The organism is Pseudomonas sp. TKO26, from assembly GCF_003225665.1.
Lineage (GTDB): Bacteria > Pseudomonadota > Gammaproteobacteria > Pseudomonadales > Pseudomonadaceae > Aquipseudomonas > Aquipseudomonas saponiphila.
In genome coordinates this window covers 1-15,054 of sequence record NZ_QKLN01000038.1, presented here as the reverse complement: position 1 = coordinate 15,054, position 15,054 = coordinate 1, and the positions used below count along the sequence as shown (strand labels likewise).

Sequence of the window (15,054 nt, the reverse complement as noted above, 5' to 3'; positions counted from 1 at the left end):
CGGCTTCATTTGCCGTTGCTTTCCAGTTGTCCCAGGGGCACCCGCCGTTCGATGGCGCTGGACAGCACGATGGAGGTCTTGCTGAAACCGAACTGGGCCACACGGTTGATCAGTTCTTCCAGCTCCGGCATCGAACCCACTGCCGCCTGCATGATCACGCAGGGATCGCCGGTCACCCGATGGCATTCGGTGAGCTGGGGGATCTTGATCAACTCGTCGTAGTTCTTCTGGTTGCCATGCTGGGCCAGGCGCAATTCGATCACGCACTGGATCGGCAGCCCGACCTTGGCCATGTCGACCTTGGCCTGATAGCCGGTGATCACGCCGCTGGCCTCCAGCTTGGCGACGCGCTCGGCCACCGCCGGCGCCGAGAGGTTGACCTTGCGCGCCAGCTCGGCGTAACTCGCCCGGCCGTTTTCCAGCAGGCTGGCCAGGAGTAGGCGGTCGTATTTGTCCATGGAAGGCTCCTCATTGGCCCGGCTTTCGAAAGCACGGTATTTAGCGCAGAACTCCATGCTTTGGAAAGTGTACTGCCCTTATAAACAGGTTTTGTAACTTAAGTTCAGCAGGTCGCCTTTCTAGAATAGTGCTCCCCCTGCCTGCTCCGAGTTGCCTCCCATGCCCGGCCAAAGCCGTTTTTCCTTGCCGTTGATCAGCGCTTTTTTCGCCTTGTACGTGATCTGGGGGTCGACCTACCTGGTGATCCGCATTGGCGTCGAGTACTGGCCGCCGCTGATGCTCGGTGGTGTGCGTTTCATCATCGCCGGTAGCCTGATGTACGCCTTCCTGCGCTGGCGCGGGGTTCCGGCACCGACCTGGGCGCAATGGAAGGCCGCCGGGATCATCGGCGTGTTGCTGCTCAGTTGCGGCAACGGCGCGGTGACGCTGGCCGAACACTCCGGGGTGACCTCTGGAGTGGCGGCCTTGGCGGTGGCCACGGTGCCTTTGTTCACTTTGCTGTGCGGCTACTTCTGGGGCGCGCGCAATACACGCTTGGAATGGGCCGGGATCATCCTCGGAATGATTGGCATCGGCATGCTCAACCTCGGCTCCAACCTGCAATCGAGCCCGCTGGGCGCCGCGCTGCTGTTGTTCGCCGCGGCGGCCTGGGCCTTCGGCTCGGTGTGGAGCAAGCACCTGCCGCTGCCCCAGGGGGCCATGGCCAGCGCTGCGGAAATGCTCGTCGGTGGCGTGGTGTTGATGATCGGCAGCACCTTGAGCGGCGAGCACCTGGACGCCATGCCGCCCCTGGAAGGCTGGCTGGCCCTGGCCTATCTGGCCGGCTTCGGTTCGATCATCGCCTTCAACGCCTACATGTACCTGCTCAAGCACGTGCGGCCGGCCGCGGCCACCAGCTATGCCTATGTCAATCCGGCGGTGGCGGTGCTGCTGGGGATCGTCTTTGTCGGTGAAACCATCGGCATTGAAGAGGCCCTGGCCATGCTGGTGATCATTAGCGCGGTGGTGCTGATCGGCCTGCCCCAGTGGCGCAAGCCGAAAGCCGCGGCGCAGCAAGAGGTGGCCTGATCAGCCGGCTGGTGCCTGGCCGACAAGGTTCTGGCGGAGAAATTCGCCGATCAGTTGTGACGCCTGCCGGTGCAGGGCCTGGCGATCAGTGCCATCGCCATCCCGGCAGATGATCTCGTCCCCGGGCGCCTGCTCCTTGAGCAGGGCGGCGGCGTCCGGCTTGCACAGTTGCATGAAGCTGAAGTGGCTGGCATCGGCCAGGACCTGATAGCGCGAAGGCGGGGAAGCCAGATGGGCGTTCAGATAGCCCGACTCCTCTTCCACCGGCATGTCCGCGATGTTCACCCCGGCCCCCAGGACCAGGATCGGTGTCTTCAGCGTCGATAAGCTTTCGGGGGTAAAGCCACGGGCGAACCCCAGGTCCAGCGCGACGACGGCCTTGATTCGCGGGTCCCGCAGATCGGCACTCAGCGGGCCTTGATTGGGCGCGGTGATCCCCAGTTCCGGGGCTATTTGGCAAAGGCGCGGATTGGGATGCAGCCGGCATTCCTCGATGTAGCGTTGCGGGCTGTAGCGGGCGCCGGCCAGCGCGGTGACCGTCCAGCCGCCCAGAGAATGGCCGATGGCGGCGATGCGTTGTGGGTCGACCGTGCCGGCCAGGGTGTTATCGCGGGTGAGTTTGTCGATGACCCGGCTCAGGTCGCGCGGACGCTCCCAGAGCTTTGCCGCTTCTGCGGCGCTCTGGTCGAACGTGGTGGTGCCCGGGTGGTCGGGGGCCGCGACTATATAGCCTTGGTCGACCAGCTCGGGTATCAGCCAGCTGAGATTGCGCCAGTTGCCGCGGTAGCCATGGGACAGCACCACCAACGGGTGTGCGCTGCCGGTGGGCGGGGCGTCCTGGATTGTGGTCAGGCCCTGGAAAATCCGGTTTTCAGCCGAGGTCAGGGCGGGGCTGGAGGCCGTGGTGGGGTACCACAGGGCGACATGCAGGGAGCGCTGCTGACTGGCATCGGCCAGCGTCACTTCGCGAAAGCCGATGAGTTCGGCGGCATGCACCTGGGGCAGGCACAGTGAAAGGCCCGCTAGCATCCATGCGGACAGGGCAAATTTGCGCATTCGGATCTCCATTGGCAGAGCATCAGTGTTCTGCCGATGGGCGCGCCTTGGAGGATTCAGCGGCGTCCAGCGGCAGAGGGTGGGCGACGACTGATGGCAGTCGCCGCCCACCCTTTTACCTGAAGTAGCCGGGAAAGGGTGACCGGATTGCGGAGCAAGCGGTCACGCGCCTGGCCTCAGTTACAGGCCCCAGCGTCGCGCCAGACCTTGCCGCTGCCTTCGCCACCGACAGTGGCGGCAGAAGGCTCATTGCCTTTGGTCCACCAGCGAGCGATGTAGAAGCGGCCGTTGTGGCTGACCTTGTCATTGGCCCAGTAGGTGCCTTGCGGGCTCCAGGCGCCCTGGCAGCCGGCCGGGGTTTCCACCTTGTCCGCCAGTACCGTCACGCTGTGGTCGCGGCTGACCGTGTGGGTGCCGTTGCCCAGGTTCAGGGTGAAGCGATAGCTGATGTCCTTGTCGCTCTTGGGCGCAACGAAGGTCAGTTTCGACCCCGTGGCCTGGAAGGCGACGCTGGGCGTCACGCTCCACCGGTAGCTCAGCGCCAGGCCGGCTGGATCGCTGGAGCCCGTGGCGTCCAGGGTCACCGTTTCACCGCCCTTGGCCTGGCTGGTGCCGGCGATGTTTGCCAGCGGCGGCTTGACCGTTTCCGGTGTCTCGGCCAGCACCTTGACCTGATGGGTGCGGGTGGCGCTGTGCTTGCCGTTGTTCACCGTCAGGTTGACGTTGTAGGTCACGTCCTGGGCGACCCTCGGGGCGACGAACTTCATCAGGTTGCCAGCCGCCTCGAAGGCGACGCCGGGGCTGACGCTCCAGCTGTAGCTGAGCTTCAGGCCCGCCGGGTCGCTGGACCCCGAGGCGTTGAGGTAGACGGTTTCGCCCGGCTTGGCCTGGTTGGTGCCGCTGATCACCGCCACCGGCGGCTTGACTTCTTCCACCGGCGGCTCGACCGGCTTCTCGCCGCCATTCTGGCAGGGGCCCAGGTCACGCCAGACCTTGCCGGCGCCGTCTGGGCCGGTGGTGCTGGCCAGCCCCGGCTCGGCGCCGGAGGTCCACCAGCGGGCCTGGTACTGACGCCCCTTCCACTGCACCTCATCGTTGCCGAGGTAAGTGCCTGTGACCGTCCACTGTGGTTTGCAGCTGGCGTTGGTGGCCTTGCCCTTGATCAGCACTTCGTGGGTCCGGCTACTGCTCTGCTTGCCATTGCTCAGGGTCAGGGTGAAACGGTAGCGGGTGTCTGCCTGCAACTCGGGCGCGGTGAAGCTGATGCGTGCGCCGTCGAAGTCGAAGTCCAGGCGTGGCGAGGCTTCCCAGGCGAAGCTCAGGGCATTGCCCTGGGGATCGCTGGAGGCCGAAGCATCGAGGACGATCTTGTCCCCGGCGTTGGCTTCGGTCTTGCCGCTGATCACCGCCACCGGAGGTTCACCGGCATTCACCGGCTTGAGGGATGTGGCCTTGACCTCGTTGTCGGCGTTGAATTCGCCATCGGCCAGCAGGGTCCAGGCGCCGCTTGCACTGTTGCTGCCATAGACCTGATAGCCCTTGATGTTGCCGCTCAGGCCGCCGTCCTGGCGCGGCAGGTAGTGCAGTTGCGAGAAGCGGCTGTCGGCCCCCAGGTCGATGAGGATTTCGTGGGGGTAGCGCGCACCCGCCGCCGTGCTCCAGTAGGAGTTGGGGTTGCCGTCGATGGCGTGGTTGCCGACCGCTGCGCCAGGCACCGCGCTGCTGGTGGAGATGACCTTCCAGCTTTCGCGAGGCAGGGCCTTGCCCTTGGCATCCACCAGCAGCAGTTCGGCGACGCTGGCGTTGTCCTTGCCGTCCACCGCGGAGGTGGCGACGAACTTCAGGTAGCGGCCCTGGGCCGTGTCCTGGGTGAGGCCGTAGGCGTGAGCTTCAAGCACCTGATCCTGGGTGGCCCGGTTGTCGGTGTTGATCGCCAGGTACCAGCGTCCCGGCTGCGGGTCGTTCACCCCCAGGGATACGTTGTGGTTGCGTACCGAGCGGTAGTCGAAGCTGGTGCCGCTGGGCTGGGCGCCGCGCTTGAGCAGCAGTTGGACCTGGCCGGCCTTCTCGGTGAGCTCGCCGTCCACCACGCTGAACACCAGGCGTCGGGTGCCTTCGGGAACATCCACCGGGAAGTAACGGGTCTGGCCGCTGCTCAGGCTGACCTTCTGGCTGAGGATCGAGGTGCTCCGTTCCTCTTCCAGGGGCACGACGGAAGGGCTGTAGGCCGACATCCGCGCCGCCCTTTCACGCCAGACCCGGGCCATGTTGGCGGTGTCCGCATCGCCCAACGGCACGCCCCGGCTGTCCTTGACGTCCGGGTTGGAGAAATAGCCCACATGGTTGCCGCAGAGGATGGTGCCGACCCGGCCGTTGTTGTAGCCCCAGGTGTAGCTCTTGCCATCGGAGCAGTGGCCGCCGCCGATGTTGTGGCCCAGCTCGTGGCGGAACACAGTGGACGACGTGATGGCGTTGAGGGTGTAGCGCCCGGGCATGTGGCCCCAGCCCACGGCGGTGTCCACGCCGGGGGTGCCCACGACGAAGCTGGCGACCACGTCGGGGCTGTAGCGACGCATGCCTTCGGCGAAGACGTTGCGGATCTGGTTCAGGCTGGGAACGGTGATGGGAGCGTCATGGGCCACCACCTGGGTGCCCACCAGGCGCAGGCGCACGCCCTGGACCAGGGACTGTTGCAGCGCACGGTTGACCGAGGCCACCTGGGCCAGGGCAAAGGCCTCGTGGTCACCGATGTAGTCCGCGGCCTTTTGCGAGAAACCGGCCAACAGGTCGATCACGGTTTCACCCTGGATGTTGCGGTTGACCTGGAATGTGCGCTGGCCGCTGCGCGACTCCTTCAGGGCCGGCATCTCGCTGTCATCACCGGCAATGTAGTCGACGCTCGACGGGTCGAAGGCCATCCCGGGCTCGAGTTGGATCAACGACTGCTGGCCGTTGGCGTCGCCGCGAATGATCGCATTGGCGTCCGGCAACAGGGCAATGAAGCTGCCGTCGGGGCGCGCGGCCAGGGTCATTTCCCCGGGGGCGCTGAGGGTGCGGGCGCGTCCTTCCAATTGTCCGGTCATGACTCGCAGGTCCTTGAAGGTATCGTCCTGTCGCGGGATCAGGTTGCGGATACGCATCCCGGTGACCTGTTGCAACTGTTCGCTCCCGGCTTCGGCAGCACTCAGGGGCATCGCCCTGGCACCGGGTAACTGCAGGTTGATGAAGTGCCCCTGGGTCACTTTTGCTTCGAGAGTCGCATCGGGGCTGTGTTGGCTGGCGTCGGCCTGCGCCATGCCGCTGAGTGGCAAGAGCAGGGCCGTGCTAAGGCTGGCGCCCCAAAGACGGGTAGCGCGGGACAAGGCGTTCAATCTGAAGCTCGACATAACTATTCCTGATGGTCTCAGCGCGGTGCGAAACCTGGTGGACAGGACCGCTGAAGCGTCCGCGCTGAGGAGGTGGATAAGGAGTTTTGCCGGCGGAGGGCATCATAGGCAGGGGCGCTTGGGGCGTACATCGAGCAGGCGGCTTTTCGTACCGGTCCTAGGCGCCGGGTCACCGGCGCGGGCCTGGCTGCGACCGCTGATCATGGCGACAGTTGGCGGGATGGCGCGCCCGGCTTCAGGGCAACGGACCTGACCTCGTTGTCGGCGCTGAACTCGCCTTTGGCCAGCAGCCCCCAGGCGCTGATCGGGCTGTCACCGCCATACGCCGCGTAGCCCTTGAGGTTGCCGGCAGCATCGTTGTTTTGCCGCGGCAGGTAGTTCAAGGAACAGAAGCCTCGCTCTGCCGGGCTGGCTTATTGAGGTGTCCCGACGCGCTGAATCTTATGAATCGACCTGTTGCTTGTACATGTCCGCCAGGCCTTTTCGGTCATGTATGACGCCGTGGATGTACGGCGATGCCAAGCGGCGGCAGGGAAATCAAGCGCTCAAAAGTGCGGTAAACTGCGCGCCATTGCCTCTCTGTGCTGACTTTTTCCTACGGTACCCCCCAATGACATTCGCCACTCTTGGCCTGATCGACCCCTTGCTGCGCGCCCTTGAAACCCTCGGCTACCAGACCCCGACCCCGGTACAGGCACAAGCCATCCCGGCGGTCCTGGGCGGGCGTGATCTGATGGCAGCGGCCCAGACCGGCACCGGCAAGACCGCCGGTTTCGCCTTGCCGCTGCTGCAGTTGCTGACCATGGAAGGGCCGAAAGTCGACAGCAATTCGGTGCGTGCGCTGATCCTGGTGCCGACCCGGGAACTGGCCGAACAGGTTCACGAAAGCGTGCGCCAGTACGCCGAGCACCTGCCGCTACGCACTTATGCGGTGTATGGCGGGGTCAGCATCAACCCGCAGATGATGAAGCTGCGCAAAGGCGTGGACCTGCTGGTGGCGACGCCGGGGCGCCTGCTGGACCTGTACCGGCAGAACGCGGTGAAGTTCAGCCAGTTGCAGACCCTGGTGCTGGACGAAGCCGATCGCATGCTTGACCTGGGCTTCTCCGAGGAGCTCAAGGACATCTACGCGGCGCTGCCGAAAAAGCGCCAGACCCTGCTGTTTTCCGCGACCTTTTCCGACGCCATCCGCCTGCTGGCCGGGCAGATGCTCAAGGACCCGTTGAGCATCGAGGTCAGCCCGCGCAACGTCGCCGCCAACACCGTCAAGCAATGGGTGGTGCCGGTGGACAAGAAGCGCAAGCCGGAGCTGTTCAGCCATCTGCTGCGCAAGAACCGCTGGAAGCAGGTGCTGGTGTTCGCCAAGACCCGCAACGGCGTGGACGCGCTGGTGGAGAAGCTTCAGGGCCAGGGCGTGAACGCCGACGGCATCCACGGTGACAAGCCCCAGGCCACGCGCCAGCGCGCCCTGGACCGGTTCAAGGCCAGCGAGATCCAGATCCTGGTGGCCACCGACGTGGCGGCCCGTGGCCTGGACATCGAAGACCTGCCGCTGGTGGTCAACTTCGACCTGCCGATCGTCGCCGAGGACTACATCCACCGCATCGGTCGTACCGGCCGGGCCGGTTCCACCGGCGAGGCGATCTCCCTGGTGTGCGCCGACGAGGTCAACCTGCTGTCGGCGATCGAGGTGCTCACTCGCCAGACCTTGAAGCGCCATGAAGAACAGGATTTCGAGCCCGAGCACCGAGTGCCGGAAACCGACGCCAGCGGCCAGGTGGTGAAGAAGCCGAAGAAGCCCAAGAAACCGAAAACCTCCGGCGGTGGCGGCAAGCGCAACCTGGGCAAGTGGGTGGACAGTGGCGACGTGGCCGAAGCGCCCGCAGTGAAACCGGTACGCAAGGTCCCGGCGTTCAACACCGGACCGCGCAAGCGCAAACCCTAAAGGCAGCTGCAAGCTGCAAGCGGCAAGTTGCAAGCCTCAAGTGGCAAGCGGCAAGTTCAGGTCGGCTTGAAGCTTGTGGCTTAACGCTTGCCGCTGCTTTTCAGCCATTCGAGCATTCCTCGGCCGGCTCGATGGCCGCTGGCAAAGCAGGCGGTCAGCAGATAACCGCCGGTGGGCGCTTCCCAGTCGAGCATTTCCCCGGCGCAGAACACTCCGGGCAGTTGCTTGAGCATCAGTCGTTCATCCAGCGCTTCGAAGACCACGCCGCCGGCGCTGCTGATGGCTTCGTCCAGTGGGCGGGGCTTCACCAGCGTCAGGGGCAGCGCCTTGATCGCCGCCGCCAGGCGCGCCGGGTCGTTGAAGGTGTCGGCGCCCGTCAGCTCTCGCAGCAACCCCGCTTTCACCCCCTCGATCCCCAACTGACTCTGCAGGTGCTTGGCCATGGAGCGCGAGCCGCGGGGTTTGGCCAGGGCGGCCTGGACCTTGTCTCGGGGTTTGCCCGGCAGCAGGTCGATATGAACGGTCGCTTGCCCGTGCTGCTGGATGCTGTCGCGGATCGGCGCCGACAGGGCATAGATCAGGCTGCCTTCGATGCCGCTGGCGGTGATCACGCATTCGCCCAGCCGGGGGATGTCGTCATTCAGGCCAATGGCCACGTTCTTCAGCGGCGCTCCGGCGAATTTGCTGCGCAGCAACTCGCTCCAGGCACTGACTTCAAATCCGCAATTGCTTGGTTGCAGGGGTGCTACCTGCACGCCGCGCTGTTGCAGCAGGGGCAGCCAGGCACCATCGGACCCCAGGCGCGACCAACTGCCACCGCCCAATGCCAGCAGGGTGGCATCGACCTCTACCGTGCGTTCGCCCTCGGGATGCTGAATGCGCAGGCTGCCGTCGGCATTCCAGCCCAGCCAGCGGTGCCGGGTGTGGATAACCACCCCGGCGTCGCGCAGGCGCTTGAGCCAGGCGCGCAGCAGTGGCGCGGCCTTCATGTCGGTGGGGAACACCCGCCCGGAGCTGCCGACGAAGGTGTCGATACCCAGGCCGTGAATCCATTGGCACAAGGCCTCGGCACCGAATTCGCGCAGCAGCGGGGCGATGTACGGGGCCCGCTCGGCGTAGCGCGAGAGAAAGGCCGGGTAGGCTTCGGAGTGGGTGATGTTCATGCCTCCGACCCCGGCCAGGAGGAACTTTCTGCCCACTGACGGCATGCCGTCGTACAGGTCGACCCGAACGCCGGCCTGGCTCAGTACTTCTGCGGCCATCAGGCCGGCGGGGCCGCCGCCGATGATCGCGACGTGGTGGGGCGTGGAGGAGTGCGATGCAGTCATGGCAGGGGCGGGGCTGAGGGAATAGGCCGGGCATTCTACCCGAGGCGCAGGGGCCTTGCTGAATCGGTGATGCCTGATCAAAAACTAGGCACTGGGCTGGAGGCCTTGTGCTACCTGGCCTGGCGCGACTTTCGCGCAGGTTGTCCACAGGCGGCTCCACAGGGATTGGGGGTAAGCGACCCACACCAGGATGACATCCTGATGAAGCTGATCAAAAACTAGTCGATTGTCTGCGGGCCTTGTATTGCGTGGGCTGTGGCGACTTTCACGCAGGTTGTCCACAGGCGGTTCCACAGCGATTGGGGGTAAGCGCTGGGGCGATGCCGAGCGCCCGATGCGGCTGATCAAAAAAGCAGCACCGTGCTGCAAGCCTCGCCGATAGCGGGCTGCAGCGTGTTTCACGCAGCTTATCCACAGGCGGCTCCACAGGGATTGGGGGTAAGCGACCCACAACACTGTGACCGTCTGATGGCATTGATCAAAAAACAGGCGATTACTCGCAGCCCGCGGACAGCAAGGGCTGGAGGGGCTTTCTCCCAGGTTATCCACAAGCGGCTCCACAGCGGATGTGGGTAAGGCCGCCGGGGTTCAGTAGCAGCCTGAGGACTCCCAGACCCGCTGTGCACTGTGATGGAGGATGCCGTGGCGCCGGGCCAGGGCCTGGCGGTCCTTGCTGTAGCCGCCGCCGATCACGCCGAGCACCGGAATGTCGCGGCCCAGGCAATGGCGCATGACCCGTTCGTCGCGCTCGGCCACACCGGCATCGGTGAGCTTGAGGTACCCCAGGGCATCGTCCCGGTGCACGTCGACTCCGGCGTCGTACAGCACCAGATCGGGCTGGTACAGGGGCAGCAGGTAATTGAGGGTGTCGTCCACCACCTTGAGGTAGTCGGCGTCGCCCATGCCCATGGGCAGCGGGATATCCCAGTCGCTCTGGGCCTTGCGTGCGGGGAAGTTCTTTTCACAGTGCAGCGAGACGGTCACCGCGTCGGGGGTATGTTGCAGGATCCGCGCGGTGCCATCGCCCTGGTGCACGTCGCAGTCGAAGATCAGCACTCGCCCCACGCGCCCGCTTTGCAGCAGGTAATGGCTGATCACCGCCAGGTCGTTGAAGATGCAGAACCCCGCCGGGTAGTCGTAGTGGGCGTGATGGGTGCCGCCGGCCAGGTGACAGGCCAGGCCATGCTGCAGCGCCTTTTCGGCCGTCAGCAGGGAACCGCCGACAGCTCGCACCGTGCGCCGGGCCAGGGCTTCGCTCCAGGGCAGGCCGAGGCGCCGCTGGTCTTCCCGGGACAGCTCGCCGCTCATGTAGCGTTCGATGTAGGCCGGATCGTGGGCCAGGGCGAGGATTTCCGCCGGGCACAGTTCGGGGCGCAGCAGGTCGGCGTCGCGGGTCAGGCCGCTGTCCACCAGGTGGTCGCGTAACAGGCGGAACTTGTCCATGGGGAAGCGGTGTTCCGGCGGAAACTCGGGGCTGTAGTCGTCGTGATAGATCAGTGGCAATGACATGGCATTTTCTTAGAGGAACCCGTGAAGGATCCTACCAGCGATGTAGACTTGCACCCACGGAAACGGAGGGCCCTGATGGAGCCAATACTGCAACTCGAAAGCGCACGCCTGTTGCTGCGTCAGTGGCGTGACGATGATTTGCCGGCATTTGCCGCGATGTGTGCCGATCCGCAGGTCATGCGTTACTTTCCCGCGCCCTTGAGTCGTCTGGAAAGCGCTGCGCTGATCGGGCGGATACGCGGGCATTTTGCCGAGCATGGCTTTGGTCTCTGGGCACTTGAACGTAAGGACAGCGGCGCCTTTATCGGCTTTACCGGGCTGCTTGAGGTGGGCTTCGAAGCGCCCTTTACCCCGGCGGTGGAGATCGGCTGGCGCCTGGCCCGGGAACACTGGGGGCTGGGGTATGCCAGCGAAGCGGCCTGGACTGCCTTGCGTTGCGGCTTCGACCGCCTGGCCCTGGACGAGGTCGTGGCCTTTACCACCCGCAACAACCTGCCGTCGCAGAAGGTCATGCAGGCCATTGGCATGCATCACGCGGCCCAGGAGGATTTCGACCACCCGAAACTCGCCGCCGACCACCCGCTGCGCGAGCATGTGCTGTACCGCATCACCCGCGAACAATGGCTGGAAACCTTGCATGGATAGCAGGCGCGCACGTTTAGAATGTGCCGACGAGATACCTGGCCCCAATTGATATCACCGCCGCAGCCGAGATTGCGCGGTGTTGCCCTGTGTGAGGAGAGTCTGAATGAGTCATGTGCTGGATGATCTGGTCGATCTGTTGACCCTGGAAGCCATCGAGGAAAACCTGTTTCGCGGTCGCAGCCAGGACCTGGGTTTTCGCCAGCTGTTTGGTGGTCAGGTGCTCGGCCAGTCGCTGTCCGCGGCCAGTCAGACGGTAGAGGAAGCGCGCCACGTACACTCCATGCACGGCTACTTCCTGCGCCCCGGTGACGCCGCCTTGCCGGTGGTCTACCAGGTGGATCGGGTGCGCGACGGCGGCAGCTTCAGCACCCGGCGGGTGACGGCGATCCAGAAGGGCAACCCGATCTTCACTTGCAGTGCTTCCTTCCAGTACGACGAAGAAGGCTTCGAGCACCAGAGCCGCATGCCCGAGGTGGTCGGGCCGGAAAACCTGCCCTCGGAGCTGGAGATCACCACCCAGCGCGCGCACCTGATTCCCGAACACATGCGCGAGAAACTGCTGTGCCCCAAGCCCATCGAAGTGCGCCCGGTGACCGAGAAGGACCCTTACAACCCGCAGCCGATGGATCCGGTGAAGTACGTCTGGTTCCGTGCCGACGGCGCCCTGGCGGACATCCCGGCGCTGCACAAGTACCTGCTGGCCTACGCCTCGGACTTCGGCCTGCTGACCACCTCGATGCTGCCCCACGGCAAGTCGGTGTGGCAGAAGGACATGCAGGTCGCCAGCCTTGATCACGCCCTGTGGTTCCACGCCGACCTGCGGGCCGATGATTGGCTGCTGTACGCCATGGACAGCCCTTGGGCCGGCAATTCCCGGGGCTTTTCCCGGGGCAGCGTGTTCAACCGTGCCGGGCAGCTGGTAGCCTCGGTGACTCAGGAAGGGTTGATCCGTCATCGCAAGGATTGGGCATGAGTCTTTCAGAGATCAAACATTGGGTGTTCGACATGGACGGCACCCTGACCATCGCCGTGCATGATTTCGCGGCGATCCGCGAGGCACTGTCGATTCCGGCGCAGGACGACATCCTCACGCACCTGGCGGCCTTGCCGGCGGACGAATCCGCGGCCAAGCACGCCTGGCTGCTGGAGCACGAGCGTGACCTGGCCCTGGGTTCGCGCCCGGCGCCGGGGGCGGTGGAACTGGTGCGGGAACTGGCTGGACGCGGTTATCGCCTGGGCATCCTCACGCGCAATGCCCGGGAGCTGGCCCACGTGACCCTGGAAGCCATCGGCCTGGCGGACTGCTTTGCCGAGGCGGATGTACTGGGGCGCGATGAGGCTCCGCCCAAGCCACACCCCGGTGGTTTGCTCAAGTTGGCCGAGGCCTGGGACGTGGCGCCGCAGCGCATGGTCATGGTCGGTGACTACCGCTTCGACCTGGACTGCGGGCGCGCCGCGGGGACGCGCACGGTGCTGGTGAACCTGCCGGACAACCCCTGGCCGGAGCTGACCGACTGGCATGCCCGGGATTGCGCACAACTGCGCGAGCTGCTTGCGGTCTGAGTCAAGGTCTGTTCGCCGGCAAGTCCCGTAGGAGCGGTCTTGCCGGCGAAAGCGTCATTTCAGACAGCGCCTCTTTCTATTTGAACAGCGCCGCCTGCCCCTCAGGCGAGGTGAGCATCTTGGCGCCGTCATGCCCGACTCCGGGCACTTCCACCAGCCGTTGTGACAAGCCTTGCGGGTGACGCCGCATCAGGTAGTCGAAGTAGTTGTGCCCGCGAATCAGCCGGTAGGCGCCCTGGGTTTCGGCCGCGCAGCTCTTGTCCAGGGCCGGGTGCTGGGGGTCGATATCCTGCTGGCCCAGCAGGTAGATGATGTTGCGCGCCACGTAGCCCTGTTCGAGTTGTGCCGGGGACTGGCTGGCGGCGTAGGTCGGCAGCCGGTTCAGGCCGTATTTCCAGTCGTTGAAGCCTGGGCAGTCGAGCGGGTTGAAGGTCACCGGCCGCGTGGCATCGAAGTAGGCGTAGGACGATGGGTTGGCGATCACGTAGCGCAGGCCGATCCCGGCTTTTTCCAGTTCGGGATGGTTGCCGGTGGTCAGGGCATAACGCTGCACCACCTGGGCGCCTCCGGAATGGCCGGCAATCACCACGTGCTTCAGGGCAGGAAACAGTGTGCGGTCCTGCAGGCGCTGGAGGATGGCATCAAGCACCGCATAGGAGCTGATGGCAACGGGGCCGGCGGCGGGCTCGCCGGCCATCCAGGCGTTGCCTTTCCAGCGCAGTAGGGTGTCCGGTAGCCGATGGCGGGCGACGTCGCTCTGGGCAATAAACTGCGGCGCGATCACCAGGGTCGCGGTGCTTTCTCCGGCCTGTCCGGCAGCCTTTTCGCCGCTCTGCAGGTAAGTCTGGGCGTTGCGCAGCCGCCCGTGAACGATGATCAGCGCGCGCTGCACGTCGGGCAGTGGCTGCTGCCAGTCCTGGCTCAGGCCCAGGGCCAGTTGTCCGCCCTCCAGGGGCAGGCGCCCGGGGCTGATGACCCTGACCCCCTGTTCCACGGCCTGGGCGCTCAGGCTGCCCAGGCACAGCAGGAGTGCCAGCAGGCGGCGCATCTACAGGCTCTTGGCGGCGAAGGTATCGCACTGGCCGACCTGGCCCTGGCTGAAGCCGGTCTTGAACCAGCGCACTCGTTGCGCCGAGGTGCCATGGGTGAAGGAGTCCGGCACGACCCGGCCCTGGCCTTGCTGCTGCAGGCGGTCGTCGCCAATGGCGTTGGCGGCGTTCAGGGCTTCTTCCACATCCCCGGGTTCCAGCCAGTTCAGGCGTTGCTGGGCGTGGTAGGCCCAGACCCCGGCCAGGCAATCGGCCTGGAGTTCCTGGCGCACCAGCAAGCCGCCATCGCCCTCCATCTGCCGCCCTTGCTGACGCGCGGCCTGGATCTTCGCCGAGACCCCGAGCAGGGTCTGCACGTGGTGCCCGACCTCATGGGCGATCACATAGGCCTGGGCGAAGTCGCCGGCGGCGGAAAAGCGCTGGGCCATTTCCCGGAAGAAGTCCATGTCCAGGTACACCTGGCGATCGGCCGGGCAGTAGAACGGCCCGCTGGCGGAGGTCGCCGCGCCACAGGCGGAGTTGACCCGGCCCCGGAACAGAATCAGTTTGGGCGCCTGATACTGGCGGCCGGCCTGCTGGAAGATCTGGCCCCAGGTGTCTTCGGTATCACCGAGGATGGCGCGCACGAACTCTGCCTGCTCATCGTTGGCCGGGGGTGCCTTGCGCGCCTGGGGGGTGGCCGGCGCCGAGGTCTGGCTGCTCTGGCCGAGCAATTGCCCGAGAATCTGCAGCGGGTCCTGGCCGGTGGCCCAGCCGATGCCGACGATCAGCACGATCGCCGTCAGGCTCAAGCCCTTGCCGCCGCCGAAACGCCTGCCCCCGCCCCCGCCCCCCCCCCCTTTACCCCGCCGATCCCCGGCAAGGACCGGCAGGGTGTGATCGGCCACCGCGATATCGCCGACACCCAGGCCATGATCGCCGCCGCCAGGACCCACCAGCACGCGGTGGTGATCGGCGGCGGCCTGCTGGGCCTGGAAGCCGCCAACGGCCTCAAGCTACGGGGCATGGACGTGACCGTGGTGCACATTGGCCAGTGGCTGCTGGAG

Annotated in this window: 13 protein-coding genes and 1 pseudogene; 6 read left to right on the top strand and 8 right to left on the bottom strand. The window is 65.4% G+C overall.

Annotation, left to right across the window (positions count from 1 at the left end):
- Nucleotides 1–5 precede the first annotated feature (5 nt).
- Complete coding sequence (locus tag DNK59_RS27050) at nt 6–458, bottom strand: Lrp/AsnC family transcriptional regulator (protein ID WP_060841229.1); 453 nt, start codon at nt 456–458, stop codon at nt 6–8.
- Nucleotides 459–618: 160 nt separating this feature from the next.
- Here DNK59_RS27050 and yedA point away from each other — a divergent pair, with 160 nt between their 5' ends.
- Nucleotides 619–1,527 (top strand): drug/metabolite exporter YedA, encoded by a 909-nt coding sequence (gene yedA, locus DNK59_RS27045; protein WP_110725196.1) that lies wholly within the window; start codon nt 619–621, stop codon nt 1,525–1,527.
- Here the strand turns inward: yedA and DNK59_RS27040 are convergent, their stop codons facing one another.
- The 3 genes from DNK59_RS27040 to DNK59_RS27030 form a co-directional block, all read right to left on the bottom strand.
- Nucleotides 1,528–2,583 carry an alpha/beta fold hydrolase gene (locus tag DNK59_RS27040; protein WP_110725195.1) on the bottom strand — a complete coding sequence of 352 codons (1,056 nt, stop codon included), beginning with the start codon at nt 2,581–2,583 and terminating at the stop codon, nt 1,528–1,530.
- 176 nt (nt 2,584–2,759) lie between these two features.
- The gene (locus DNK59_RS27035) at nt 2,760–5,969 is read right to left on the bottom strand and encodes a PKD domain-containing protein (RefSeq protein WP_256596706.1); all 3,210 of its coding nucleotides are present in this window, start codon (nt 5,967–5,969) and stop codon (nt 2,760–2,762) included.
- A gap of 200 nt (nt 5,970–6,169) precedes the next feature.
- Nucleotides 6,170–6,352 (bottom strand): hypothetical protein, encoded by a 183-nt coding sequence (locus tag DNK59_RS27030; RefSeq protein WP_110725194.1) that lies wholly within the window; start codon nt 6,350–6,352, stop codon nt 6,170–6,172.
- A 227-nt stretch (nt 6,353–6,579) separates the two neighbouring features.
- Between DNK59_RS27030 and DNK59_RS27025 the strand changes: the two genes are divergently transcribed.
- The gene (locus tag DNK59_RS27025; RefSeq protein WP_110725193.1) at nt 6,580–7,914 is read left to right on the top strand and encodes a DEAD/DEAH box helicase; all 1,335 of its coding nucleotides are present in this window, start codon (nt 6,580–6,582) and stop codon (nt 7,912–7,914) included.
- A gap of 80 nt (nt 7,915–7,994) precedes the next feature.
- Here the strand turns inward: DNK59_RS27025 and DNK59_RS27020 are convergent, their stop codons facing one another.
- Both DNK59_RS27020 and DNK59_RS27015 read right to left on the bottom strand, forming a co-directional pair.
- The gene (locus tag DNK59_RS27020; RefSeq protein ID WP_110725192.1) at nt 7,995–9,242 is read right to left on the bottom strand and encodes a TIGR03862 family flavoprotein; all 1,248 of its coding nucleotides are present in this window, start codon (nt 9,240–9,242) and stop codon (nt 7,995–7,997) included.
- Between the two features lie 588 nt (nt 9,243–9,830).
- A complete protein-coding gene (locus DNK59_RS27015) occupies nt 9,831–10,751 on the bottom strand; it encodes a histone deacetylase (RefSeq protein ID WP_110725191.1) in 921 nt (306 codons plus the stop codon).
- A 75-nt stretch (nt 10,752–10,826) separates the two neighbouring features.
- Here DNK59_RS27015 and DNK59_RS27010 point away from each other — a divergent pair, with 75 nt between their 5' ends.
- The 3 genes from DNK59_RS27010 (at nt 10,827) to DNK59_RS27000 (ending at nt 12,959) form a co-directional block, all read left to right on the top strand.
- Nucleotides 10,827–11,396 (top strand): GNAT family N-acetyltransferase, encoded by a 570-nt coding sequence (locus tag DNK59_RS27010; protein ID WP_110725190.1) that lies wholly within the window; start codon nt 10,827–10,829, stop codon nt 11,394–11,396.
- A 103-nt stretch (nt 11,397–11,499) separates the two neighbouring features.
- Nucleotides 11,500–12,369: an acyl-CoA thioesterase II gene (gene tesB, locus DNK59_RS27005; RefSeq protein WP_016963843.1), complete on the top strand. Its 870-nt coding sequence runs from the start codon at nt 11,500–11,502 to the stop codon at nt 12,367–12,369.
- Nucleotides 12,366–12,959: an HAD family hydrolase gene (locus tag DNK59_RS27000; RefSeq protein ID WP_092309759.1), complete on the top strand. Its 594-nt coding sequence runs from the start codon at nt 12,366–12,368 to the stop codon at nt 12,957–12,959. The genes tesB and DNK59_RS27000 overlap by 4 nt, the downstream gene beginning before the upstream one ends.
- 76 nt (nt 12,960–13,035) lie before the next feature.
- Here DNK59_RS27000 and DNK59_RS26995 read toward each other — a convergent pair whose 3' ends face one another.
- Nucleotides 13,036–14,007: an alpha/beta hydrolase gene (locus DNK59_RS26995; RefSeq protein WP_110725189.1), complete on the bottom strand. Its 972-nt coding sequence runs from the start codon at nt 14,005–14,007 to the stop codon at nt 13,036–13,038.
- The gene (locus DNK59_RS26990; RefSeq protein WP_110725273.1) at nt 14,008–14,895 is read right to left on the bottom strand and encodes a neutral zinc metallopeptidase; all 888 of its coding nucleotides are present in this window, start codon (nt 14,893–14,895) and stop codon (nt 14,008–14,010) included. It abuts the gene before it with no gap.
- Here DNK59_RS26990 and DNK59_RS26985 point away from each other — a divergent pair.
- A pseudogene (locus tag DNK59_RS26985) lies at nt 14,845–15,054 on the top strand (FAD-dependent oxidoreductase); the annotation flags it as partial. The gene DNK59_RS26990 and the pseudogene DNK59_RS26985 sit on opposite strands and share 51 nt — an antisense overlap.